Below are 24574 nucleotides of genomic sequence, written 5' to 3' on the forward strand. Positions count from 1 at the left end.
ATTATATCTTGTATTCTGTTTTTTGTCAATTAGTTTTTTATTATTTTTCAGGGGAATATGCATTGCAATTAGTTAAATTTGTGTGCTACAATGAGGCAGCATATAAAGAAAAGTTGGTGATACTACTCATGAATATACCTATATATATTATTTCAGGTTTTTTAGGTGCGGGTAAGACAACTTGTATTCAACATCTTATAGCACAATTAGATAAAAAAGAACGGGTTATGATTGTAGAAAATGATTTTGGCGAAGTTAGTTTTGATGCAACTGTTTTAAAAAAACAAGGGGTGCATGTACGGGAATTAACTTCGGGTTGTATTTGTTGCAGTTTGTCTGGCGATTTTAAAACGTCTTTGAAAGAAGTATTGGCAACACAAGATGTAGATATTATTTTTATTGAACCATCCGGGGTGGGAAAAGCCTCAGAAATACGTATGGCTTGTCAAAGTAAAGAATTATCTGATCTTGTAACCGTTAAAGGCTGTATTACCATCATAGATATACAGACATGTGCATTATATGCACGTAATTTTGGGGAATTTTATGAAGATCAATTGCATTCAGGCGATATCATTATTTGTAGTCATGTTGAACAAAATAGAGAAGCGTTAGGAGAAGCATTGGCGGTAATAAAAAAATATAATTCATCAGCATATATTTATCAAGAACCATGGGATGAGATTCCATGGCAAACGGTATTACATTTAGGGCAAGCGGCAAGTGTCGAGGTGCCCATTACCTTGGAAACGGCACCTTGTCATGAGTGTGACCATATACATGACGAACATATATCATTTTCATCGTATACATGGCATGCGAGACAAGCTAGAACGGCAGAGGAATGGCGTCTATATATAGAAGGGCACATGCAACAAATGCCGGAAGTATGTGTACGGATGAAAGGTATATTGCCAACACCTGATGGACATATTGAAATTCAATATAATGGTACTAATATAGTGATAAAACCAATTGATATAAAAGAAAATTTCTTGACATGTATCGGTAAGAAACTATCGGAAAAACAATGGAAAGAAGTGTGGCAAGAGGGATGAGTCGGATCATAGAACCTATTCCAGTATATGTGGTTACAGGTTTTTTAAGTACGGGTAAAACATGTGTGATAAATCATATTCTGTCTTTTCGTTCGTCCCGTATAGGACGGGTTGCCATGGAAGATGGTAGGACTAAAGCAAATACACCTATATGTATGTTACCGATGTTAACTACTACTAATATAGAAGAGGTAGCACAATCGCTGCTTATAGCGGTACAAGGAAAAGACGTTCAAGAAGTATGGTTAGAGTACAATGGGATGCTTTCTTTTACACTTTTAGAACGATTGTTTTGCGACCCTTGTTTAGTGAATATATTTCAGATTAAGCGAGTATATTTTGTGACAACGACAAATTATTGTTTGCATTTATTAGGAAAAACCGGAAGTGCTGTTGAATCTCAATTAGCAAATGCCGATTGTATTTTATGGTGGGATAAATTAGAGGAGACGCAAGTCACATCTAAAACCGATGATGAAACAGTGATAAGTCGGCTGCAACAGTTATGTCCACATACACCGTGTATACGTGTTTCTTCATTAGTGGATCGGCGTAGTATTAACAAAATATTGAAAGATCATCAGCATATCACGGGTAGAACAATAGCACTAGGAGTAGGGATGGCTGTCTGCTATATAGGGATTTCCGTGTCATCAATACCATTATTAGAAAATGTAAAATATGCGATGGCGTTATGGATGGCAACGGTAATTCAAGCACTATCATTTTTGCTGTTAGGTATTATTTGTTCGTCCTTTTTGCAAACGTGGATTCCTACTTCTTTTTTTACAAAACGGTTACAAGGAAATCTGGTTACTTCTATGGGCTGGGCTTTAGTTGGGGGTTTTTTATTTCCTGTATGTGATTGTGCGGCAATCCCTGTGTTCCGTAGCCTATTAGTGCGAGGCGTGCCATTACCGGCAGCATTATTATTTATGCTTGCTAGCCCTATTATTAATCCTATTGTCATTCTTTCAACATGGTATGCGTTTTTTGGGATGCCTCAAGTTGTCATAGCACGTCTTATTTTAGGAGTTATTATTGCTGTTTTGGTTAGTTTATCATTCTTGCACTATCGTGGATTAGATTCGATTGTAGGAAGGGGACAAGGATTACTTTCTTTGGAAGATAGATTGGAATCACTAGAAAAAAGCAATAAGGTATTTTATTTTTTAGAAAATGCAAGAAAAGATTTTTTTCGCATGGCTCCATTTATTATCATTGCCTCTTTGGTTGTATCATTTTTTCAAGTATATATTGGTAATTTCTTGAAATATTATTCTTTAACGGGAAATTTAGCAATGACCATTGAATTGATGATCGCTTTAGCTTTTGTTCTATCTATTTGTTCTACGGCTGATGCGATGATTGCTCGCAATATGAGTTCGAATATTCCTTTGCCTGGTATATTAGCATTTTTGGTCTTTGGTCCGATGATGGATGTTAAAAATTTTTTTGTTCTAACGTCGCTTTTTCCTAAAGCATTTGTATATCGACTTCTTATTTCCTTACTATTGGCTTGTTTCGTTTTTGCCTTTGCCTTTGCGGTGATTACAGGAAGTGTGGTGTTATGATGAAACGTTGGAATTTACAATTAGTGATAGAGGGTATGTTATTTATCCTTTTAGCGGTTGTATTAAGCATATTTGTCATCCAAGGAACGTATAAGATGTTTATTACACCACGTATTTTGCCACTTGTATGTATATCTATTATTGTTTTTTTTGTTTGGGGGATAATGACTCTATGGCGTAGAAAAGAGGTTTCTTATAAGAAATCTTATCAAGCTTGTTTGTGGATTTGGATACCGCTTGTCTTAATTACGGGACCTTTACTATTAGGAGAAGAACCGTATACAAAACAAATTATTGGAACTATGCAAGATGCACCGCAAGCATCAACGCATCCCTTTGGTATTGATTTTGATGGACAAACACATATGACGATTGATAATCATAATCGTATGATTATTATGAATACAAAACATTTTTATGATGCTGATTTAGAACTGACTAAAAATTTAGAAATGTACCAAGGATACACTGTATATGCAGTCGGTTTTGTATCTTATGATGATGAAATGTTAACAGGAAATGATTTTACTATTGCACGTTATTTAATGTTTTGCTGTATTAATGATGTTACTCCTTTTGGTATTACTTGTCATTATGAAGGACCTAAACACTGGCAAGAGTATCAGTGGGTTGCTATAAAAGGAACGGTTACAAAACGGGCTTGGCATGGATTGATGCAACCAGTTATTCATATTGATGAAATTACACCAGCTAAAAAAGTAGAAGGATTTATTTATCCGTAAGCATACAGTGAAAGGAGCGAGAGTTATGCATTTAGGAGCACAAGAATTAATTATTATTTTGATAATTGTTTTAATTTTATTTGGAGGCAAAAAAGTGAGTGGCCTAGGAAAAGCGTTGGGGATGAGTTTGCGAGAATTTAAAGAAGAAGTAAATAAAAAAGATGACAATGCGGGAGAAATGAAAGAGAAAGATGGGGTATCGACAGAGGAAAACAAAGATTGAACGCTAGATAGTTTAGAAAATAAATGGTATACATTTATATAAGTGTATATATCTAGTGAATACAGGTAAATTCCTTTTGATTTGAAAAGGAATTTGAAAATAATTATTAATTATAAACAATTAAACAGGATGGCAGAATAAATTTTTAAATTAATGCTTGCTATTTTTATATAAAAATGATAAGATGTTAACAAATATTCTTTTACGTCAAGAATATTTAGAAAAGATACCGAGTATGTCTTATTATACAAAGAGAGGAAACAAGGAAAACTCGCCTTTGTAAGGATGAAAGGAATCTTTTATATAATAGACGTAAGTATTTATATAAAGGAGTTTTAACTATGAAAAAGTCAAAAGTACTCGCGGCTCTCGTCGCAACTATGGCAGTTGGTGCTACATGTGCTTTCGCAGCTAATCCGTTTGTTGATGTACCGGCAGATAGCTGGGCATACAAATCTGTAGTAAGCATTGCTAATGCTGGTATTATCCAGGGTGTAGATGGGACACATTTCCAAGGGAACCGTAATATTACTCGTTATGAAGCTGCTGAAATTACAGCAAAAGCAATGGCACATGCACACCAAGCCAATGCACAACAACGTGCTGTTATCAATAAGTTGGCACAAGAATTTGCTGCTGAATTGAATAACTTGGGTGTTCGTGTATCGAATTTAGAAGAAAACGTAGGTAATGTAAAATTAACGGGCGATGCACGTGTACGTTATATTCACATTAAAGATAAAAAAGAAAAGGATAGCTCCTATGATGCTAAAGTAGCTTTAAATGCAGAAGCAGCTGTTAATGACAATGTAACTGTAAACTATGGTATTGAATATTCCGGAAATTTTGGCGATACAGAGGCAGCTGGTGAAGCTCGTGCGGTTACGAAAAAAGCAAATGTCAGTGTAAACCTTCCTAAAAATATCAATGTTGTTGTAGGTCGTCAAGATTTTACCTTTGGTCAAGGGTATTTCTATGATGGTGCTGCTGATGGCGTAACACTTACTTATGGTGGCAATGATATCGTAGCTACGGCTGGTTTTGGTAAATTTAAAGAAGATGGAGTAACAAATCGTAAAGTTTCTTTCCAACAGTTAGAAGGATTCTTTGGTGATATGTCTTCTGTTGGCGTATACCACGCAAATGTAATGAATGCTCCAGGTCAGAATCCAAAGGGGAATAATTATCGTGCATTAGGTGCATTTGCTAAAATCAATGCGGGAAATAATATTACTGTTTCTGCTAATTATGAATCATTAAAAGAAGATAAAAAAGATAGTAAACGTACTGACTTCTGGAGCGGTAAAGTACAGTATGGCTATGCTGATGCAGCAACGCCACAATCTTGGGATGTATGGGTTGAATATTTAAATGCTGATAAATTCGCTTTAGACGTAAATAGCAGCTCTTGGAGAGATGGAACGTTGGTATCTGATGTTCGTTCTTGGGGTGTTGGCGTAGATTATGTTTTAGCTAAGAATGTAAAATTACAAGCAATGCAATCTTTCAGTTCTAAGCAAAAGTCAGATAAAGATGCTAAAGTAAATGAAGAAACACGGGCACAACTTGTATTTACATTTTAATTAGATCAAGTTAAACATAAACTGACCTTCTAATATGGAAGGTCAGTTTTTTTGTGGGAAAAATTTATTTTAGGAACGATTGATTATACTTGTATAGATAAGGGAATGTCGTAAAAAAATATTCCTACCCACTGGGTAGGAATATTTTTTCGTTAGAACATGAGAACATGTTATCATCGGTAGGACGGGTGGTAGTAGTACTTACTTTATTGTAAATAAAATATTAGCGAAACTTGGCGTCGTATAGTATTTTTCCCTGGTTCAAGAGGGGCAGTGCTAGCTGATAGGGCATCAACATTACGCATCATGATACGTTGGGAGGTGGGAAAATCCGATATAGTTATTTCTTTAATGCTGCCGACTTGTTTATCTGCTGCTTGGGCAGCGACTTCTGCTATTTTTTTACCATTTTTAATCGCTTCTTGTAGCAACGTTAATTGTATTTGGCCGATATTTTCACTTGTAAAAGAAATACTATGTATTTTGTTGGCTCCCTGTTCAGTTAATTGTGTCAGTAACGGGGAAATATGCTTTAAATTGTGAAGTTTTAGACGTAGCGTATTGGTAACGGTATAGGAAACAATGTGTGTTCCTTTTTCATCATAATTTGGATAAATAGAAAATTGTTCTGTTTTCATATCTGTATTAGCTAGGCCAAATGACACAGCACAATTATATAATTTAGTCATGAGGGAATTATTTTCTTTTTGTGCGGTAATGGGTGTTGTACCCGTCGTTTCCACACCTACAGAAATGTAGGCTGTATCAGGGATGATTTCTTTTTCCGCATAACCGATCACATGCACTTCACTTGGCATAGTGGGAGTGGCTGCAAAGGCATTGGTTGTCCCCAGGATACTTGCTACAATGAGAGAGAAAAACAGGTGTTTCAGTTGTATTTTTTTCATAACATCCTCCTTAAAAATATTTTGATTTTATTATATCACTGAATAATTTTGATACGCAATATGTATAAAAGGTCTATTTTTATTGACAATACGATTGTAAAAAAATATAATATATCATATATGCAAGTGTAAAAGCTAGGGGAGCCATATGGCTGAGAAAATGAGAAATTTGACCCTTGTACCTGATACGGATAATGCCGTCGTAGGGAAGCGAAATTGGTAATTAGCTCACCTATGTCGGGTGAGCTTTTTTATATTAATGGGGAGGTTAGCAAGATGTATACAACACAAATGGATGCAGCACGAAAAGGAATCATTACTCCACAAATGAAAATTGTTGCAAAAAAAGAACAGATGGATGTGGAAAAATTACGTAGTCTTATTGCTAGTGGAAAAGTGGTAATTCCTGCAAACAAAAATCATACTAGCTTGTCACCAGAGGCGATTGGGCAAGACTGTCGTACAAAAATCAATGTAAATCTTGGCGTATCACCAGAACACAATAATCACGAAGAAGAACTGCAAAAAGTACGTAATGCGATTGAACTCAAAGCTGAAGCGATTATGGATTTAAGTAATTTTGGTAAAACTCGTGAATTTCGAACCAAATTAATTGATATGTCGACGGCCATGATTGGGACTGTACCTATGTATGATGCCGTAGGAATGTTGGATAAGGATTTAAAAGAAATTAGCGTAGAAGAATTTTTTTCTGTTGTTCAGCAGCATGCTGAAGATGGGGTCGATTTTATGACAATTCATTGTGGGATGAATTTAAAAACGGCCGATCGTATAAAAAAGAATCCTCGTTTAACTAACATCGTATCACGGGGAGGCTCTCTTTTATTTGCTTGGATGGAGATGAATAATCAGGAAAATCCATTTTATGAATATTACGATAGATTGTTAGATATTTGTGAAGCCTACGATGTTACTTTGAGTTTAGGTGATGCCTGTCGTCCAGGGTGTACGCATGATGCAACAGATGCGGCACAAATTGAAGAATTAATTACTTTAGGTGAACTTACTAAACGAGCATGGGAACATAATGTACAAGTGATGATTGAAGGCCCTGGGCATATGGTTTTAAATGAAATTGCTGCAAATATGCGATTAGAAAAACGACTTTGCCATGGAGCACCTTTTTACGTGTTAGGTCCATTGGTAACCGATATTGCACCGGGGTATGATCATATTACGAGTGCTATCGGGGGAGCTATTGCAGCTTCTTGTGGGGCTGATTTTCTTTGCTATGTAACGCCTGCCGAACATTTACGTTTGCCTGATGTAAATGATGTTAAAGAAGGAATTATTGCGGCACGGATTGCTGCTCATGCTGCAGATTTAGCAAAAGGTATTCCTGGTGCTCAGGCTTGGGATGATGCCATGAGTAAGGCACGGGTAGCTGTGGATTTTGATACAATGATCCCGTTATCTATTGATCCAGAAAAGGCACGTGCTTATTATGAATCAAGCAAACCTGAATGTGAAGGCACCTGTACTATGTGTGGTGCTATGTGCCCAGCGAAAACGATGAAAAAGATATTAAATGGTGAAGATATAACATTACGTTAATATATTACAATGAAGTAAAAAAACGATTTAAAAAAGCTATGAGCATGCTCATAGCTTTTTTTACATCATTTTATGGTTAAGTAAATAGGTTTTGCTAATACTAGTTAGGCATTAGCGGAATAAATTAATAAAAAACATTAGAATAGAAGCATTTACGGGATCTATAATTAAGGAACCAATTAACGGAATGACAAAAAAAGCGGCAGGGGCAGGTCCGAATAAAGTGGTCATTGCAGTCATATTGGCAATGGCGTTTGGTGTTGCACCTAAACCAAAGCCACAAACACCAGAAGCCATAACCGCTGCTTCATAATTTTTACCCATAAAGCGAAATACACAGATATATGCAAATATACCTATGAAACAAATTTGTACACCTAATAGAACAAACATTGGTACAGCTAAAGAAGCTAGCTGCCACAACTTTAATCCCATGAGTACACAGGTTAGAAAAATGGTTAATCCTATATTTCCTAAAACTTCACTTTCCCGTTGATAAGTAGGAAAAATATGGGTTATATCAGATAGGTTACGGATAATTGCTGCCATTAACATAGAACCAATATATGCAGGAAAAATAAGTCCGACCATAACAAAAAATTTGCTAATCAGTGTGCCTAATCCCATGGCTAAGCATAAATGAGCCATACCATTCATAAAACGATGATTATTAATCGATTGACCACAGCGGCAGGCATGACTTAAAATTTCGGTAGGATCTTCTTGTTGACAGGCAATAGCCTCTAATTGTTCTCGTTCGGGACGCATTAATTCTGGATCTAAACGTTCTTCGGCGGCAAAACTGTGTAGATAAAAGCGTTTTACTAGTGTTTCTCCTACGGGACCACCGATAATACCTCCAGCTACTAATCCGAATGTAGCTGCAGCAATAGAAATGGTAGTACCATTAGCAAGGCCTAGGTCTTCTAACAGGGGACCAAAAGCCGCCGCTGTAGCATGTCCACCGATGAGTGGAATAGACCCTGTTGCCAAGCCTAGAAGGGGATTAATATGAAAGGCATGAACAATAGCTAAACTAATTATGTTTTGTAGCAAAATAATGAGAACGGTGACAACGGCCATTTTTATTACTAATAAGCCCCCTCTTTTTATTAAAGTGATACTAGCCGTATAGCCGACGCTGGTAAAAAATAACATCATACAAAGGTTTTGCATATCTGCATTTAAGCTGATTTGGGCGATTCCTTGTGTATATAAGATGCAATGTACTATTGCAAACAGTAAACCACCTACTACGGGAGCAGGTATACAATATTGGCGCAATATGGAAATATGAGAACAAAAAAAGACGCCGACATAAAACACTGCAATTATCGCCGCTAAAGATTGAAACATATTTAGTGTTATAGTCATATTAAGACACCTCTTTTAACTCACTTAGTGATTATGCTTTATACGCGTTGATTGATAATAAGTATAACATAAATAAATAGTTTAAACAATATACCTCATTCACTTTTAAAAAGCGTTATGGTATAGCATTTCAGCATCTTGATAGTGATATTAATCCGGTAGAATATAAGGGGGATGATAAAAATCGATATTTCCTGTATGAAAAGGAGAACCTACGAATGATAAATGTTGTAAATCGGTGGCTTGCATATCCAAGGACATCATTTCTTTTGCATATAATGAGGCCTGTTTTAAAAATGGTGGAATTTTGGATACATAAGGGATCACAGCTGAAGATTGCTTGATAAATTTTCGTCCTACGGGAGATAGACCGAGGATACGAGCATAGGGGGGCCCTTCTTTGTAAGCTTGCTGAAATAGGCTGGCTGCTGGATGTAAGACGATATAAGATCCCATGCGACATAAGCGACGATAAGAATAGCGTCTTGTTTTTAATTTACATAAGGCATCGTGCCAGGTGCTACTGTGAGATACAATATGTAGAAAACGTTGTTCCAGTCCTTCAGAAAAAGCGGGTAATGTGCGTAATGTATCAAGTGATTGTTGTCGGAGTGCATAAAGAATAAAATCGCCGTAGCGCGTATAATCTGTATATTCGCCTTGGGAGCGGATGTCATTGAGGTCATTTTTTACTATTGGGGGAAGATATGCGTGAAGGAATGCGGTATCATTTTTTTGAAAGGCTTTACGTAATAAGGACCCTGAAGCAAATCCCTTTTCTATGGTCATGCTATCGTGCCGATTACTACGCAAAATAGGATACAATTCCATTTTTGAAGCATATGTAGAACGAGCTGCTTCGTATTCGATTCCAAGTAACGCATTAGGAGAACCGAGCATTTTTTGTTGGGTTGGCGTTAGCAAAGGGCGAAGTTGATTGGTTATATATTGTCCATATGTATAGTTTCCCGGAGAAAAAGGGACTTGTTCTATTTTTTTGCGTTTTTGGTATATCTCATAAAAGTCGTGAGCAGTGCCTATTTCGGAGCCAAAGGCAAGTTGTTGACAGCCTATCAGTGCGGCTAAACGAACTGCACCTGCTGCAAATGCTGGTGCGGCTGAGAGGGCATATACAGTGGGTAATTCTAGTACTACATCTGCACCAGATTGAATTGCCCAAGCTGCACGACGCCACTTGGTAAATAATGCTGGTTCTCCGCGTTGCACAAAGGAACCACTTAATATAATGATAAGTGGCGTAGTTGTAGTAACATGCGAACGAAGAGTGGTTAGTAAAAAATCGTGTCCTTGATGAAAAGGATTAAATTCAGCAATAATAGCAATTGGTTTCATAAGTTGCCTCTATTTGATATCATTTATGCTACATATAACATTTATGCTACATATAATACTATTAGTATACTATTGAATGGGAATACTGCCAATTGGTATATTGTTATAACTTATCTAATAGAAGAGGTTATTGTAGGTATAGGAAAAAATATTAGATTGCAGATTTTCAAATGTTGTAAATGTGATACAATAGTATATATTTATATAATTTATTTTAAAGGCGGTTTTTACATGCAAAGTATGACAGGATATGGTAGGGGTGTAGCGACGACGGAGCAATGTGCAGTAGAAATAGAAATACGAACGATTAATCAGCGTTTTTTAGAATTTAATATACGCTTACCTCATCGATATTTGGTTTGGGAAGAACAAATTCGGAAACAAATAAAAGAGCATATTTCTCGAGGAAAAGTGGATGTATATGTCACTATTCGAGAAGGCGAACAGGAAAATCCACAAGTTATTGTACATAAGGGATTATTGCAAGCCTATAAAGAAGGGTTAGAAGAGGCTCAATCAGTGGGGTTTGAACAAGAACCAATTCGGTTGCAAGATGTGATGCAATTATCAACAGAATGGGTTACAATTGCACCTCGTGTATGGTCACAGGAAGAAGAACAATTATTTTCTTCCATTTTGTCAGATGCGTTGCAAGATGCGATACAAGGTGTATTAGACATGCGTCTTAGAGAAGGGGCACATTTAAAAGAAGACCTTCAAAAACGATGTGAACGATTAGTACAGGTAATTGATGATATCACCGCACGGAAAGAGCATATTATAAAATCATATAAATTGCGACTTATGGAAAAAATTGCAGCTATTTTTGCTAATAAAGAGTATGCTATGGATGAAAATCGTATTTTACAAGAAGTTGCGATTCATGCAGATAAGGTTGATTTTACAGAAGAAGTTGTACGCTTTCGCAGCCATGTGGTACAATTAACAAAGCTCATGACTTTACAAAAACCAATTGGCCGACAGGTAGATTTTTTGTTACAAGAAATGAATCGGGAAGTCAATACGTTGGGTTCTAAAACAACCGATATAGACGTAACAGCTTGGGTCATGCTGTTAAAAAATGAAATTGAAAAGATACGAGAACAAATACAAAATATTGAGTGATGGTGAGCGTATGAGTTTTAATTTATTAAATATTGGGTTTGGCAATATGGTCATGGGAAATAAGGTTGTTGCCATTATTAGTCCTGAATCAGCACCAATTAAGCGGATGATTCAAGAAGCACGTGAAGGAAATAGATTAATTGATGCCACGTTTGGTCGTAAAACGAGAGCATTACTAATTATGGATAATGGACAAATTATTTTGTCGGCATTACAAGCAGAAACGATTTCGCATCGACTTGTTACAGTGGAGCCAGAAGATACAGTAGAATAAGGAGATGAAAGATATGGCAGATACGGGATTGCTGATCGTATTTTCAGGACCATCTGGTGCAGGTAAAGGAACGATTTGTGAAGCATTACGTAAAAATTTTCCTAATGTAAATTATTCGATTTCTATGACAACACGTCAACCGCGGGTAGGAGAAAAAGATGGTGTCGATTATTATTTTACTTCGGCTAGTGAATTTGAAACATTATTAAAGAAGCAAGCTTTTTTAGAATATGCCAAGGTATATGATCATTATTATGGTACGCCTAAAGAACATGTATATGGACTATTAGCACAGGGAAAACATGTGTTATTGGAAATAGATATTCAAGGTGCGATGCAGGTTCGTGCACAATATCCAAATTGCGTTTGTATTTATATCGTACCACCTAGCCTTGATATATTAGCAAAACGTTTGCGTGAGCGCCATACAGATACAGAAGAAGTTATTTGTAAGAGGCTTCATAAAACGAAAGAAGAATTGCAGTGGATTTCTAAATATGATTATCTTATTATCAATAATGATTTATCTCAGGCTATCAAAGAAGCAATTGCTATTGTTCAGGCCGAGCAATGTAAGGTAATACGATTGCAAGAAAAAAGAGAAAAAATTTTAAATGCCTATTAAAACGGAGGAGATAATATGTTAATTAAGCCAAGTTTAGAAGATTTAATCAAAAAAGTAGATAGTAAATATACATTGGTAACCTTAGCCGCTAAGCGTGCACGGGAAATTACTAGTGGGGACACCCCGTTAGTGGATGTACCGACGAATAAGGTTGTTTCCCTGGCGATGGAAGAAATCAAAGAAGGTAAAATAACGTTTGAATCGCCCAAAAATAGTATCAAATAATCAGGAGGCAATCATGCTTTTAGAAAATAAACATGTTGTGTTAGCCGTTACTGGTGGAATTGCTGCATTTAAAGCAGCGAGTATTACTAGTTTGTTGCGTAAGCAAGGCGCAGAGGTAAAATGTATTATGACCGCACATGCAACGGAATTTATTACACCATTAACGTTGCGAGAAATTTCCGGCAATCCTGTCGCTACTTCGTTGTTTGGCGAAACGCCTGAATTTAATGTGGAACATATTTCGTTAGCACGGTGGGCTGATATCGTGGTGGTAGCGCCAGCTACGGCAAATATTATTGGTAAAATTGCAAACGGTATTGCTGACGATTTAGTGAGTACGGTTATTATGGCTACGCAAGCTCCCATATTATTGGTACCGGCAATGAATAGTAATATGTATGCTAATGAAATTGTGCAAGCTAATTTACAGCGTCTATCTCAGTATGGATATCTCAGCATGGAGCCAGATAGTGGTTACTTAGCATGTGGTATTGAAGGTAAGGGGAGAATGCCTGAACCGGTTGATATCATTAAAGAAATTGAATTTCAGCTTAGTCGCACGACTCGTTTTACGGGAAAAAAAGTTATTGTTACAGCAGGGGGAACTAGAGAACCGCTGGATCCCGTGCGGTTTTTAGGTAATCATTCCAGCGGTCGCATGGGATTTGCTATTGCCAAAGCGGCAGCACTTACAGGTGCGGAAGTCATCTTAATAACGGGAGCAACGAATTTAGAAACACCGCGTGGGGTTTCTAAACGTATTGACGTGACAACGACACGCGAAATGAAGGACGCTGTTGACCAATTATATGATGACTGTGATATGGTTATTAAAGCAGCAGCTGTAGCTGATTATCGTGTTTCTTGTCCGGCAAAAAATAAAATAAAAAAAACAGACGATCGGTTAGAATTAAAATTAGAAAAAAATCCAGATATTTTGCATTCTTTAGGTGAGCGTAAGCACAAGCAAATCTTGGTGGGCTTTGCCGCAGAAACGACTAATATTGTAGAATATGGAATGGCAAAATTACAGAAAAAAAATTTAGACATGTTAGTTGCTAATGATGTCAGTGTGGAAGGTGCCGGTTTTCGTGGCGAAACGAATATTGCTACCTTGTTATTTGCTGATGGTACACAAGAAGCGTTGCCTAAAATGGATAAATTTGAATTAGCGACGATTATTATGGAACGAGCTATTTCTATTTGGGAAAAACGTCACGCTTAGGGTAAAGAAAAATTAAACTTACTATTGCATTATTTATGGGCATAGTATATACTTAATTTGTATAATAAAATATAGTTCCATCAAGAGTCGGCGGAGGGATTGGCCCTGTGATGCCGCAGCAACCTTCGCTAGAAAGGTGCTAATTCCAACAGTTATACTACTGGAAGATGGGTATTGTTCCCCCTCTTACCAGAGGGGAATTTTTTTTAGGAGGAATAAAATGGCTAAAAATCGTGAATTTTTTACTTCTGAATCTGTAACGGAAGGCCATCCTGATAAAATGGCAGATCAAATTTCTGATGGCATTTTAGATGCGATTTTGGAAAAAGATCCACATGCTCGTGTAGCATGTGAAACAGTGTTAACAACAGGTCTTATTCATGTGGTAGGAGAAATTTCTACAAGTTGTTATGTTGATATTCCACGTATTATTCGTGATACTGTGCGTGATATTGGTTATACACGGGCAAAATATGGTTTTGATTGTGATACTTGTGGTATTCTTGTTTCATTAGATGAACAATCTGGTGATATTGCAATGGGTGTTGATGCTGCCAAAGAATATAAAGAAAGTAAGACAGATGAATTTGATGCTATTGGTGCAGGCGATCAGGGTATGATGTTTGGCTATGCTACAAATGAAACTGATGATTATATGCCTTTGCCTATTTCTTTAGCACATCGGTTATCTCGTCGATTAGCAGCAGTTCGTAAAAATGAAACCTTATCATATTTGCGTCCTGATGGCAAAACACAGGTTACTGTAGAATATGAAGACGGAAAACCTGTACATATTGATACGATTGTTATTTCGACACAACATAGTCCAGAAGTAACACGTGAACAAATTGAAAAAGATTTAATTACGTATGTATTAAAACCAGAATTAACGGATGGGTTATTTGATGACAAAACCAAACTCTTTATTAATCCTACGGGACGTTTTGTTATTGGTGGTCCACAGGGAGATTCCGGCTTAACCGGTCGTAAAATTATCGTAGATACGTATGGTGGTATGGCACGGCATGGAGGTGGTGCCTTCTCTGGTAAAGATCCTACAAAGGTAGACCGCTCCGCTGCATATGCGGCACGCTATGTTGCGAAAAATATTGTCGCTGCAGGTTTAGCGGATAAATGCGAAATACAATTGGCTTATGCTATTGGGGTTGCACGTCCTGTATCCATCCATGTAGATACATTTGGTACAGGTAAAGTGGATAACGAAACAATTGTACAGTTAATTGAAAAACATTTTGATTTGCGTCCAGCTGGCATTATTAAAATGTTAGATTTATTACGTCCTATTTATAAACAAACGGCTGCATATGGACATTTCGGACGGAATGATTTAGATTTACCCTGGGAACGTACGGATAAAGCAGATGTGTTGCGTAAAGAAGCTGGTTTATAATTAAACGCATTGCTGATATATACTAGAGAATATAAAGTGAATATGATAAAATGAATAAGGGCTTGTATATCAAGCCCTTATCTTTATGTGCAGATGAGGCGACAATATGATTGCAGATATTATTATTAATACAACGGCTAAACAATTACAACAAACGTTTTCCTATCTCATACCTGAAGGGTTGAATATTACTGTTGGTAGTCGTGTATTAATTCCTTTTGGATATCGAAAAGAAGAAGGTATTGTTATTTGCATTAGAGAAGCAAATGAGCGTGATTTTTCTTTTTCTTTAAAATCAATATTAGAAGTATTATCACAGCAAAGTGGATTTCAAGAAGAAATGGTACAAACGGCACTTTGGATTCATTCGTATTATTTATGTACCATGGCTGATGCTTTTCGTCTATTTATGGTAGAAAAAAAGGGGATCACTCGTCAATCTTATCTTGTTGTGAATACGGGCATAACAGACCTTGATGTACATGATCAAAAAATTGTGCAGTCTATTTCTTCTTCTATGTGTTCGTATGAAAAAGCTATTTCTATTTTTGGCAAGCCCACAATAGAGCGGCTTATTAACCAACATATTATTCGTGTGCGAGCTACGATTAAAAATAATATTGTCGATAAACAAGAAACGATAGTACAGTGGGTACATGCGGATAATGAAGGTATATTAGTACGCCGGCCAAGGCAAAAGGCTTTATTGGCATATATGGAACAACATAAAGAATGCACGTTAGAACAATTGTCACAGGATGGATTTCAGCGTCAACTGGTATTCGCATTATCTCAAACTGGGTGTATTGGTATCAGTAAACGGTTGAAGAAATCTAATTCAGCTGAGGGGATGTCATCTTTTTATTCACCATGGAAATTAACAAGTGAACAAGTGTCGGCAATACATACTGTACGCCAAGATATAGAGGGGAAAACCTACGTATTGCATGGGGTAACGGGTAGTGGAAAAACGGAAGTATATATTCAATTGGCGGCAGATGTACTGGCTAAAGCAAAGCAAGTATTGGTCTTAGTTCCTGAAATCGCCTTAACGGGGCAAATGGTACAGCGCTTTTTAGCACGTTTTGGTGATGAAGTGGTCATTATGCATAGCAAATTGTCTAAGGGAGAACGCAAAGAAGCGTGGATGCGAATGAAAGAAGGCTTGGCACATATTTGTATTGGTGCTCGCTCGGCGGTCTTTACGGGAGTCCAGCAATTAGGATTAGTTATTATAGATGAATGTCATGATACGTCTTATAAACAAGATGAAGCCCCACGGTATCATGCGGTTAAAGTTGCACAGAAACGTGCTGCCTATTATGGCTGTCCTGTCGTTTTGGGAAGTGCCACGCCGTTAATTACAGACTATTATCAAAGCTTGCAGGGCAAATATACGCTTTTATCATTATCGCAACGTGTGTCAGGAAGAAATTTACCATCAGTATGTGTAGTGGATATGCGCAGTGAGTTGGACATGGGAAATTATAGTGTCCTTTCATATACCCTCATGGATAAGTTAAAAAAGGCATTAGCTGCACATGAACAGGCGATTATTTTGTTAAATCGGCGAGGATTTTCAACTTTTGTTATGTGTCGAAAATGTGGATTTGTCGTTATGTGCCAAACGTGTGAGGTGCCGATGGTATATCATAAAGACAATGAAGTATTACGTTGCCATTATTGTGAAGCCACGTCGCCTATCCCGCAGTGCTGCCCTCAATGCAATAGTAAATATATTAAATTTTTTGGTTCCGGTACGGAGAAAGTTGAAATGGAGCTGCATGAGTTATTTCCTACGGCTCGTGTCATGCGCTTGGATCAAGATACAACCGTATGCAAGCACCAAGGGGAAAATATTTTGGCAGCTTTTGGGCGAGGGGAAGCAGATATTTTATTAGGTACACAAATGGTTGCCAAAGGGCATGATTTCCCTAATGTAACTGTTGTAGGAATTTTGGCGGCAGATAGTCTATTAAATGTTCCTGCTTATTGGGCAGGAGAACGGACGTTCCAATTATTAACTCAAGCAGCAGGAAGGGCCGGCCGAGGAGATAAACCAGGAATAGTCGTCATGCAGACATATGCACCAGAACATTATGTGATTGAAAATGCAAAGAAACAAGATTATCTTTCTTTTTATAAGCAAGAAATTGAATATAGAAAAGCTTTTTTATATCCACCCTTTCATGATATGATCAAAATTTTAGTTCAAGATCAGCAGGAGTCTCGCGTATGGCAAAAAGCAAATGCGTTATCGCAGCAATTGCAGCCGATAGTGAATCAACAAAAAGAGACAGAGTTGATTGGTCCTTTTGTTGATATAATTAAAAAAATACGAAATAAATATAGAGTTGTTTTATTAATTAAGGGAAAAGATTTACAAGAAATAAAGGATTATATACGAACACAAAACATTTTACAACAACAAGGTGTTTTGATTGATGTAGATCCTCTTTAATATAGTGTTACAATATAATAGTGAAAATCAGGTCTTCCGTAGAGTAATAAAAAGAATAGCCTCATTTAAAAGAGGCTATTCTTATGTTATAATAAAAAATAAATTATTATGACATCTAGGAGGCTACTCATGAAATATAAAAGTACACGTTCATCAGTAACGGTAAATGCAATGGAGGCCTTATTGCATGGTTTAGCTATGGATGGGGGACTGTATGTACCAGAAACATTTCCTCAGGAAGTATTAGTCCATAAAGAATGGCAGGGGCTTTCTTATGAAGAGATAGCTACTTGTGTCTTGTCTTACTTTTTTTCAGAAATAGATAAAGATACGTTAGGTGCTATGATTCATAAAGCATATGGAAATGGCCGATTTGCAGCAGCAGAAGTAGTGCCGTTTCATTCATTAGATACAGATTTAACGGTGGCCGAATTATTTCACGGTCCCACCTTGGCTTTTAAGGATTTGGCGTTATCTTTATTTCCGCATTTACTGGTAGCTGCTAAAGAAAGAACTAATGAAAAAAAAGATATTTTAATCTTGACCGCTACTAGTGGAGATACAGGAAAAGCAGCATTAGAGGCGTTTAAAGATATTGATGGCATTTCTATTATTGTATTCTATCCGCACGATGGTGTAAGTCCTATGCAGGCGTTGCAAATGCAAACACAAACAGGAAACAATGTTCACGTATTGGGATTACAAGGAAATTTTGATGAGGCACAAGCATTTGTCAAAGAAGTATTTACAGATTCGCAGGTACGGGAAAAAATAGCACAACGGGGTTATATTTTTTCTAGTGCCAATTCCATTAATATAGGTCGATTATTGCCGCAAATTGTATATTACGTATGGACGTATGCTCAATTAATAGAACGGGGGTGCATAACCCAGGGAGAAGCATTTAATGTCGTTGTTCCAACGGGGAATTTTGGCAATATTTTGGCTGCTTACATGGCAAAACGCATGGGGATACCTATTCATACGCTTCTTTGTGCATCAAATGAAAATCACATTTTAACTGATTTTCTTCAGATGGGAATTTATAATGAAAAACGTCCATTCTATAAAACGACTAGTCCTTCTATGGATATTGTTCGTTCAAGTAATTTAGAACGATTTTTATATTATGTGATGGGAGAAGATACAACTCATATGATTCGTTGGCAGGAACAAATACAGAATAATAAACAAGCAACCGTGCCTACGAAAGTATTGCAACAAATTCAAAAGGAAATGCTAGGTGGATATGCAAGCGACGAAATAATTTTAGAAAGTATTCGTCAGGTATATGATCGAGATGGTTATTTATTGGATCCGCATACGGCGGTGGGATATGCCGTATATCAAAAATATAAGCGCAACCATTTGCTACCTTCAAGACATACGGTATTAATGGCTACGGCCCATCCATATAAATTTCCACTTACCGTGCATCAAGCATTAGGTTTGGCAAATACCACTGATCCATTTACGGCATTATTACAATTACAAGATATGACGGGAATCGCTATTCCTAGGGCACTTCATGAATTGTCCCATAAAAAACGTCGCTTTATGTCAGCGGTCAGTTCATCACAGTTAGAATCAGCTGTGTTAGAAGCGGCTGATTTTATGAAGAAGCGAAGTGATATGCATGAATAAAGGGGTTATATATATGATTTTATCGGCGCTTTCCTTTAGCATTCAAAATGTTATTGTTAAAGAGCTCGCGTATACGATGGGAACTGGAGAAATTGCTTTTTTCAGAGGACTATTTAGTGCCATTATTATTTTAGTAATGATGAAAGCACAGGGGATTCACTTTTCTAAAGAAGATAGAGGTACCTTGCTTTTTCGTGGTGTTATGGGTGGTTCCGGGATGATTTGTCTGTTCATTGCATTGGGGGGAATGCCCTTAGCAGATGTTTCCATTTTATCGCAATTGTCGGCGTTTTTTGTAATGATTTTTGCAGCTGTTTTTTTAAAAGAAATGATGCCGAAAAATAGTTTTATTCCATTGGTAGTAATTGTTATAGGGGCATGTATGGTTGTACGACCATGGAATTTTTCATCCTTTAATGTATATTCTATTTTTGTTTTAATTCAAGCTATTTGTGCAGCAGCTGCCTATACAACTATTAGTAAATTAACCGGATCAGGTAAACATCATCAATACGAAATTGTATTTTATTTTCTTGCTTGTGCTTGTTTGTCAGGAATTATCTTGATGGGAGGACATTTTCAAGTACCTACGGCGTGGGAATGGTTTTTATATATTGGATTAGGTGTTATTACGGTTATTGCTCAGGTGTTAATGACCGATGCATATGCTTGTGCGAATCCAGTTGTAGTTAGTTTTGTGGCTTATATTGCCGTATTTTTTAACGCTTTTTGGGGTTTTGCTATTTTTGATGAAGTGATGACAATCATGACCATTCTAGGGGGGATATGTATTGTTGGTGGCTCTATGTATTTAACAAAGTTAAAACATGATCGGTTAGCAAAAAAAAACATAGACTAAGGGGTAAAAAACGGATAACTATATGATGAATACATCTTTTTTCAGGGAATCACATTTGAAATTAAGTCTATTTGCACTTCTGGGTGTATTATTAATAGGAATTCATTGGTATTTTCCTGATTTTTATGAAACTATATGGCATTTAGCTATTACGGGGAATATTGAGGGAACCGTAGAGTATATACATTCTTTTGGCGTTTGGGCGGTTGTTATTAGCAGCTTTATTACTATTTTTGTGACAATGGTAGGGGTATTGCCATCTATATTTATTTCTGCTGCAAACGGTGTGATTTTTGGCCTTGTAGGAGGTACGCTGATTTCTTGGCTATCAGAAACGATAGGAGTAACAATTAGTTTTATTTTAATGCGAACGTTATTTCATAGTACTGTCAAACAATGGATAACACATAAGCATCTTTTATTTAAATTAGATAAGTATAGTACTTTTTCTAACATGCTTTTAGCAAGAGCAATTCCCTATGCACCTAATGGAGTAGTTACGGCTTTAGGTGCAGTTAGTAGTTTGCGCTATAAAGAATATATAGCAGCATGTTTGATTGGAAAATTGCCATCGGTGGCATTTGAAGTGCTCGTGGGACATGATTTTATTTTATTCCGTAATCATGGCAGTCGTTTAGTAGTTACCTTATTAGGAATTTCCATTTGTTATGCTATTATTATTTATTTTCGACGTAGAAAATAATTGTAAAGGAGGTATATTATTATGAAAAAAGAATACGAATTAGCTAAAAAATATCATTTAGAAGGAAATAATTGTGTTGAATCTATTGTTAAGACTTGTAATGACAGTATGCAATTACAATTACCAGAGGAAGCCATTCGTATGGTATCTGGTTTAGGTGGTGGGTTGGGCCGTTCTGGCTGTGTATGCGGTGCATTAAGTGGCGCTTGTTTAGTATTGGGATCATTAGTTGGTCGATTAGATCCAGCAGAAAAACCGCTACCGGAAGTCTATCAATATACGGGGGAATTTCACAATCGGTTTAAAAAACATTTTGGTACAACTTGTTGCCGTAGCTTGAATAAATTACAATTTGGAACCCCTGAATATCGCAAATATTGTATTAACATTACTGCAACAGCGGCAGATATGCTTTCTGATTTCATTGAAGAAAAGGGGTTGCAAAAAAAGAATAGCATAAAATAAACGTTACGTAATTGAAAAGAAGTTTCAATATATAGTGACAAATTGATTAATATACATTATGATAGTAGTAAAAAGGAGATGAATATAATGTCTGAATTTTCAAGTTGTACTACTATTTTAGTTGGGAAATACGCTTCGTTAGACGGATCTACGTTAGTAGCTCGTAATGAAGATGGGCACGATGAACCAGAACCGCAACAATTTGTCGTGGTTCAACCAGAAAATCAACCCAAAGTGTATTATACATTCAAGGGCAATGTAGAAATTCCATTACCGCCGAATCCTCTACGGTACACGGCTACACCAAATGCTATTTTAGAACATGGTATCTTTGGTGCATCTGGGATTAATAGTGCTAATGTTGCTATGTCAGCAACTGAAACGATTACAAGTAATCCGCGTGTTTTGGGAGCAGATCCGTATGTGGAAGCATCGTTGGGGGAAGCTGATTTATTAACTATTGTTTTGCCATATATCAAAACGCCGCGGGAAGGTGTCTTACGCATGGGACAATTATTAGAACAATATGGTACTTTTGAACCCAATGGTATGGTGTTTAGTAATGCCGATGAAATTTGGTATATGGAAACATATGGTGGACACCATTGGGCAGCTATTCGTATTCCTGATGATTGTTATGTGGTAGCTCCGAATCGATTGAATATAGATGTATTTGATTTTGATAATCCTGATGTATTATATTGCAAAGATTTACCTGATTTTATTGAACGTAACCATTTAAATCCTGATTTTGATGAACTAAATTTGCGTCATACTTTGGGAAGTTCCGATTATAAAGATGTGCAATATAATAATCCGCGTGCTTGGTATGTACAAAAATATTTTTCGGATACAACACGTTCTTATCATGAAAAATATCCCTTTGTAGATGATCCTGATTGCCCAGATTTACCGTTTATTTGTTATCCTAAGCAAAAGATTTCTATTGAAGATATAAAATGGGCCCTTTCATCTCATTATGAAGGAACTCCGTACGATCCATATGGAAACGGTAGTGAAGCTGATAGGAAAAAATATCGTGCTATTGGATTAAATCGAAATATGGAAGTACATGTTTTACAAATGCGTCCGAATGTACCTGCTGATATTGTTGGTATTCAATGGGTAGGTATGGCTTCTAATCCATATAATTGTATGGTGCCTTTTTATACAGCTATTTCAGATACGCCTGCATCATATCGGGATACACCTATAAAATATGATCCTAATTATATGTATTGGTTAATTCAAACAATGGCAGTTATTGGCGACCGTAATTATACATTTTTCGGTACGCAGCATTATGATTTTGAAAAGAAGATGAGTGCGACGTTACGTCACATGCAACAGCAATATGATAAGGAATTTATACAAAAGAACTTAAGTGGTATGGATGCCGTTGAATTTTTAACAAAAGCGAATCAAGAAATGGCAGATGCATTATTTGCTGCAGCAAAAGCGTTATTAGGAGATTTTGTTTGCACAGGTAGTCATAAAATGACATTGCGTTTTAATTTGGCCGATTAATAAAGAATAAAAAAGTGGTGAGTAAGCATGCTTACTCACCACTTTTTTTTATTCTTTATCTCTTGAAAGATCAACTTCTTTTAAAGGAATAATATGTGTTTTGTGTTTGAGTTTGTGATATAGAAAAACAATAAGAAAAATAGGAATACCAATATATACTACGGATGCACCATACCAGTCGATATGAGTGCCGAGAAAGGCGGAATAATTTTGTCCTGCCGTAATAATAATACACATCATGAGTGCCAATAGGGGACCAAAGGGAAATAAAGTTGCTCGATAGGGTAGTTTACGTAAGTCCTTTCCTTGTGCGATGTAAGCTCGGCGAAAACGATAATGGCAAAGGGCAATTCCAATCCATGTAATAAAACCGGCCATGCCACTAATGTTAACGAGCCAAGCATAAGCTTTTCCTTCACCAATAAGAGAAGTTAAAAAAGCAGCTAAGCCAAAGGCAGCAGTAGCTATTAACGCATTTACAGGAACGCCACGTTTGTTTAGTTTCAAAAAACATTTTGGTGCTTGCCCTGTTTCCGCGAGGGCATATAGCATACGCGTTGAAACATATAAACCTGAATTTCCTGCTGATAAAACGGCTGTTAAGATGACCGCATTCATGATAGAGGCAGCGGCAACTAATCCAAACCGTTCAAATACTAAGGTAAAAGGACTAATAGAAATATTGGCAATATCCGTATTTAGCAAATTAGGATCGGTATAAGGAATTAAAAATCCGATGACAATAAATGAGCCAAAATAGAATAATAAAATTCGCCAAAAAATAGAATGAACCGCACGAGGAATGTTTTTCTCTGGATCTTCACTTTCACCAGCTGCAATACCAATCATTTCGGTGCCTTGAAAGGAAAACCCAGCGACCATAAATATTCCGAGCATTGAGGTAAAGCCGCCAACAAAAGGTGCATCTTTAATAAACCAATTGGTAAAACCAGGAGATTCACTAGGACCAATACCTAAAATAAGACAAGCCCCAGCAAAAAGAAAAACTAAAACAGTGACCACTTTAATACCTGAAAATATAAATTCACTTTCACCATAGGAGCGGGTAGAAAGATAATTCAATAGAAAAAGGACTATTAAAAACAAACCACTCCATAGTGAGGCAGGTAATTCGGGAAACCAATATTTCATAATTAATGAGCCAGCGACTAATTCAGCGGCTAAGGTAATTGCCCAATTAAACCAATAATTCCAGCCTAAGGCAAAACCTAACGATTTATCTACATAGCGATTGGCATACGTTTCAAAAGAGCCGCTGACAGGTAAGTACGCTGCCATTTCGCCAAGACTAGTCATGAGGAAATATACCATAACCCCAATAAGTGCATATGCTACAAGGGCACCGCCTGGACCAGCAGAACTTACTGTTTCTCCACCAGCAACAAAAAGACCTGTACCGATGGCACCACCGATGGCAATCATATTCATATGACGTGCTTTGAGGCTGCGGCGTAATTTCTGTTTTTCGTCTTTCATATAATCACAACCTTTTACTATAATAAATAAAAACTACTTTTCTATTATACAGAAACTTCAATGACCTGACAATTAAAATGAGCGTAAAATACAAATTTAGCATTATCATTTCAGGTATTATATGGAGATAATAGAAAATAAG

The 24574-nt window shown here is 36.8% G+C and carries 22 protein-coding genes and 2 riboswitches; of the genes, 18 read left to right on the forward strand and 4 right to left on the reverse strand.

From position 1 onward, the window contains the following. Positions 1 to 62 precede the first annotated feature (62 nt). The 5 genes from HMPREF3182_RS04845 to HMPREF3182_RS04865 all read left to right on the forward strand — a co-directional run bounded on the left by HMPREF3182_RS04845 (position 63) and on the right by HMPREF3182_RS04865 (position 5181). Positions 63 to 1058 carry a CobW family GTP-binding protein gene (locus tag HMPREF3182_RS04845; protein WP_235808651.1) on the forward strand — a complete coding sequence of 332 codons (996 nt, stop codon included), beginning with the start codon at positions 63 to 65 and terminating at the stop codon, positions 1056 to 1058. Continuing rightward, positions 1055 to 2632 carry a permease gene (locus HMPREF3182_RS04850; RefSeq protein WP_062485800.1) on the forward strand — a complete coding sequence of 526 codons (1578 nt, stop codon included), beginning with the start codon at positions 1055 to 1057 and terminating at the stop codon, positions 2630 to 2632. Before HMPREF3182_RS04845 ends, HMPREF3182_RS04850 begins: the two co-directional genes overlap by 4 nt. Further along, positions 2629 to 3375, forward strand: coding sequence for a TIGR03943 family putative permease subunit (locus HMPREF3182_RS04855; RefSeq protein ID WP_206445552.1), 747 nt, complete (start codon positions 2629 to 2631; stop codon positions 3373 to 3375). The genes HMPREF3182_RS04850 and HMPREF3182_RS04855 overlap by 4 nt, the downstream gene beginning before the upstream one ends. A gap of 25 nt (positions 3376 to 3400) precedes the next feature. Next, a complete protein-coding gene (locus HMPREF3182_RS04860; protein WP_062485803.1) occupies positions 3401 to 3598 on the forward strand; it encodes a twin-arginine translocase TatA/TatE family subunit in 198 nt (65 codons plus the stop codon). 341 nt (positions 3599 to 3939) lie between these two features. After that, entirely contained in the window at positions 3940 to 5181 is a 1242-nt protein-coding gene (locus tag HMPREF3182_RS04865; protein ID WP_062485805.1) for an S-layer homology domain-containing protein, read from the forward strand. 206 nt (positions 5182 to 5387) lie between these two features. Here the strand turns inward: HMPREF3182_RS04865 and HMPREF3182_RS04870 are convergent, their stop codons facing one another. Further along, entirely contained in the window at positions 5388 to 6089 is a 702-nt protein-coding gene (locus HMPREF3182_RS04870; protein ID WP_062485808.1) for an SIMPL domain-containing protein, read from the reverse strand. Positions 6090 to 6216: 127 nt separating this feature from the next. Then, positions 6217 to 6315: riboswitch (TPP riboswitch) on the forward strand. A 50-nt stretch (positions 6316 to 6365) separates the two neighbouring features. Between HMPREF3182_RS04870 and thiC the strand changes: the two genes are divergently transcribed. Further along, positions 6366 to 7664 carry a phosphomethylpyrimidine synthase ThiC gene (gene thiC, locus HMPREF3182_RS04875; protein ID WP_007392998.1) on the forward strand — a complete coding sequence of 433 codons (1299 nt, stop codon included), beginning with the start codon at positions 6366 to 6368 and terminating at the stop codon, positions 7662 to 7664. A 111-nt stretch (positions 7665 to 7775) separates the two neighbouring features. Here thiC and HMPREF3182_RS04880 read toward each other — a convergent pair whose 3' ends face one another. Together HMPREF3182_RS04880 and HMPREF3182_RS04885 are read right to left on the reverse strand one after the other, a co-directional pair. Continuing rightward, positions 7776 to 9038 (reverse strand): sodium/glutamate symporter, encoded by a 1263-nt coding sequence (locus HMPREF3182_RS04880; protein WP_062485810.1) that lies wholly within the window; start codon positions 9036 to 9038, stop codon positions 7776 to 7778. Positions 9039 to 9188: 150 nt separating this feature from the next. After that, positions 9189 to 10391 carry a nucleotidyltransferase family protein gene (locus tag HMPREF3182_RS04885; protein WP_062485813.1) on the reverse strand — a complete coding sequence of 401 codons (1203 nt, stop codon included), beginning with the start codon at positions 10389 to 10391 and terminating at the stop codon, positions 9189 to 9191. A gap of 231 nt (positions 10392 to 10622) precedes the next feature. Between HMPREF3182_RS04885 and HMPREF3182_RS04890 the strand changes: the two genes are divergently transcribed. The 12 genes from HMPREF3182_RS04890 to HMPREF3182_RS04945 all read left to right on the forward strand — a co-directional run bounded on the left by HMPREF3182_RS04890 (position 10623) and on the right by HMPREF3182_RS04945 (position 22935). After that, complete coding sequence (locus HMPREF3182_RS04890) at positions 10623 to 11516, forward strand: YicC/YloC family endoribonuclease (RefSeq protein ID WP_062485815.1); 894 nt, start codon at positions 10623 to 10625, stop codon at positions 11514 to 11516. A gap of 10 nt (positions 11517 to 11526) precedes the next feature. After that, complete coding sequence (gene remA / locus HMPREF3182_RS04895; RefSeq protein ID WP_007392795.1) at positions 11527 to 11790, forward strand: extracellular matrix/biofilm regulator RemA; 264 nt, start codon at positions 11527 to 11529, stop codon at positions 11788 to 11790. A 13-nt stretch (positions 11791 to 11803) separates the two neighbouring features. Further along, positions 11804 to 12415 (forward strand): guanylate kinase, encoded by a 612-nt coding sequence (gmk, locus tag HMPREF3182_RS04900; protein ID WP_007392728.1) that lies wholly within the window; start codon positions 11804 to 11806, stop codon positions 12413 to 12415. 15 nt (positions 12416 to 12430) lie between these two features. Beyond that, positions 12431 to 12640 carry a DNA-directed RNA polymerase subunit omega gene (rpoZ, locus tag HMPREF3182_RS04905; protein ID WP_007392789.1) on the forward strand — a complete coding sequence of 70 codons (210 nt, stop codon included), beginning with the start codon at positions 12431 to 12433 and terminating at the stop codon, positions 12638 to 12640. A 13-nt stretch (positions 12641 to 12653) separates the two neighbouring features. Further along, positions 12654 to 13865 carry a bifunctional phosphopantothenoylcysteine decarboxylase/phosphopantothenate--cysteine ligase CoaBC gene (gene coaBC / locus HMPREF3182_RS04910; RefSeq protein WP_062485817.1) on the forward strand — a complete coding sequence of 404 codons (1212 nt, stop codon included), beginning with the start codon at positions 12654 to 12656 and terminating at the stop codon, positions 13863 to 13865. A 74-nt stretch (positions 13866 to 13939) separates the two neighbouring features. Then, positions 13940 to 14039, forward strand: a riboswitch (SAM riboswitch). 46 nt (positions 14040 to 14085) lie between these two features. Next, complete coding sequence (gene metK, locus HMPREF3182_RS04915; protein WP_062485819.1) at positions 14086 to 15276, forward strand: methionine adenosyltransferase; 1191 nt, start codon at positions 14086 to 14088, stop codon at positions 15274 to 15276. Positions 15277 to 15382: 106 nt separating this feature from the next. Beyond that, positions 15383 to 17737 (forward strand): primosomal protein N', encoded by a 2355-nt coding sequence (gene priA / locus HMPREF3182_RS04920; protein WP_062485821.1) that lies wholly within the window; start codon positions 15383 to 15385, stop codon positions 17735 to 17737. Positions 17738 to 17866: 129 nt separating this feature from the next. Next, positions 17867 to 19381 carry a threonine synthase gene (thrC, locus tag HMPREF3182_RS04925; RefSeq protein WP_062485824.1) on the forward strand — a complete coding sequence of 505 codons (1515 nt, stop codon included), beginning with the start codon at positions 17867 to 17869 and terminating at the stop codon, positions 19379 to 19381. Positions 19382 to 19394: 13 nt separating this feature from the next. Then, positions 19395 to 20240 carry a DMT family transporter gene (locus HMPREF3182_RS04930; protein ID WP_407942948.1) on the forward strand — a complete coding sequence of 282 codons (846 nt, stop codon included), beginning with the start codon at positions 19395 to 19397 and terminating at the stop codon, positions 20238 to 20240. Positions 20241 to 20295: 55 nt separating this feature from the next. Next, positions 20296 to 20943: a TVP38/TMEM64 family protein gene (locus HMPREF3182_RS04935; RefSeq protein ID WP_235808652.1), complete on the forward strand. Its 648-nt coding sequence runs from the start codon at positions 20296 to 20298 to the stop codon at positions 20941 to 20943. 21 nt (positions 20944 to 20964) lie between these two features. After that, a complete protein-coding gene (locus HMPREF3182_RS04940; protein ID WP_062485831.1) occupies positions 20965 to 21408 on the forward strand; it encodes a C-GCAxxG-C-C family (seleno)protein in 444 nt (147 codons plus the stop codon). An 87-nt stretch (positions 21409 to 21495) separates the two neighbouring features. Beyond that, on the forward strand, positions 21496 to 22935 hold the full coding sequence (locus HMPREF3182_RS04945; protein WP_062485834.1) for a C69 family dipeptidase: 1440 nt from the start codon (positions 21496 to 21498) through the stop codon (positions 22933 to 22935). A 48-nt stretch (positions 22936 to 22983) separates the two neighbouring features. On the opposite strand, the gene HMPREF3182_RS04950 is transcribed toward HMPREF3182_RS04945, so the two are convergent. Then, the gene (locus HMPREF3182_RS04950) at positions 22984 to 24432 is read right to left on the reverse strand and encodes an amino acid permease (RefSeq protein ID WP_062485837.1); all 1449 of its coding nucleotides are present in this window, start codon (positions 24430 to 24432) and stop codon (positions 22984 to 22986) included. Positions 24433 to 24574: the final 142 nt, after the last annotated feature.

The organism is Megasphaera hutchinsoni (genome assembly GCF_001553405.1).
Taxonomy (GTDB): domain Bacteria; phylum Bacillota; class Negativicutes; order Veillonellales; family Megasphaeraceae; genus Megasphaera; species Megasphaera hutchinsoni.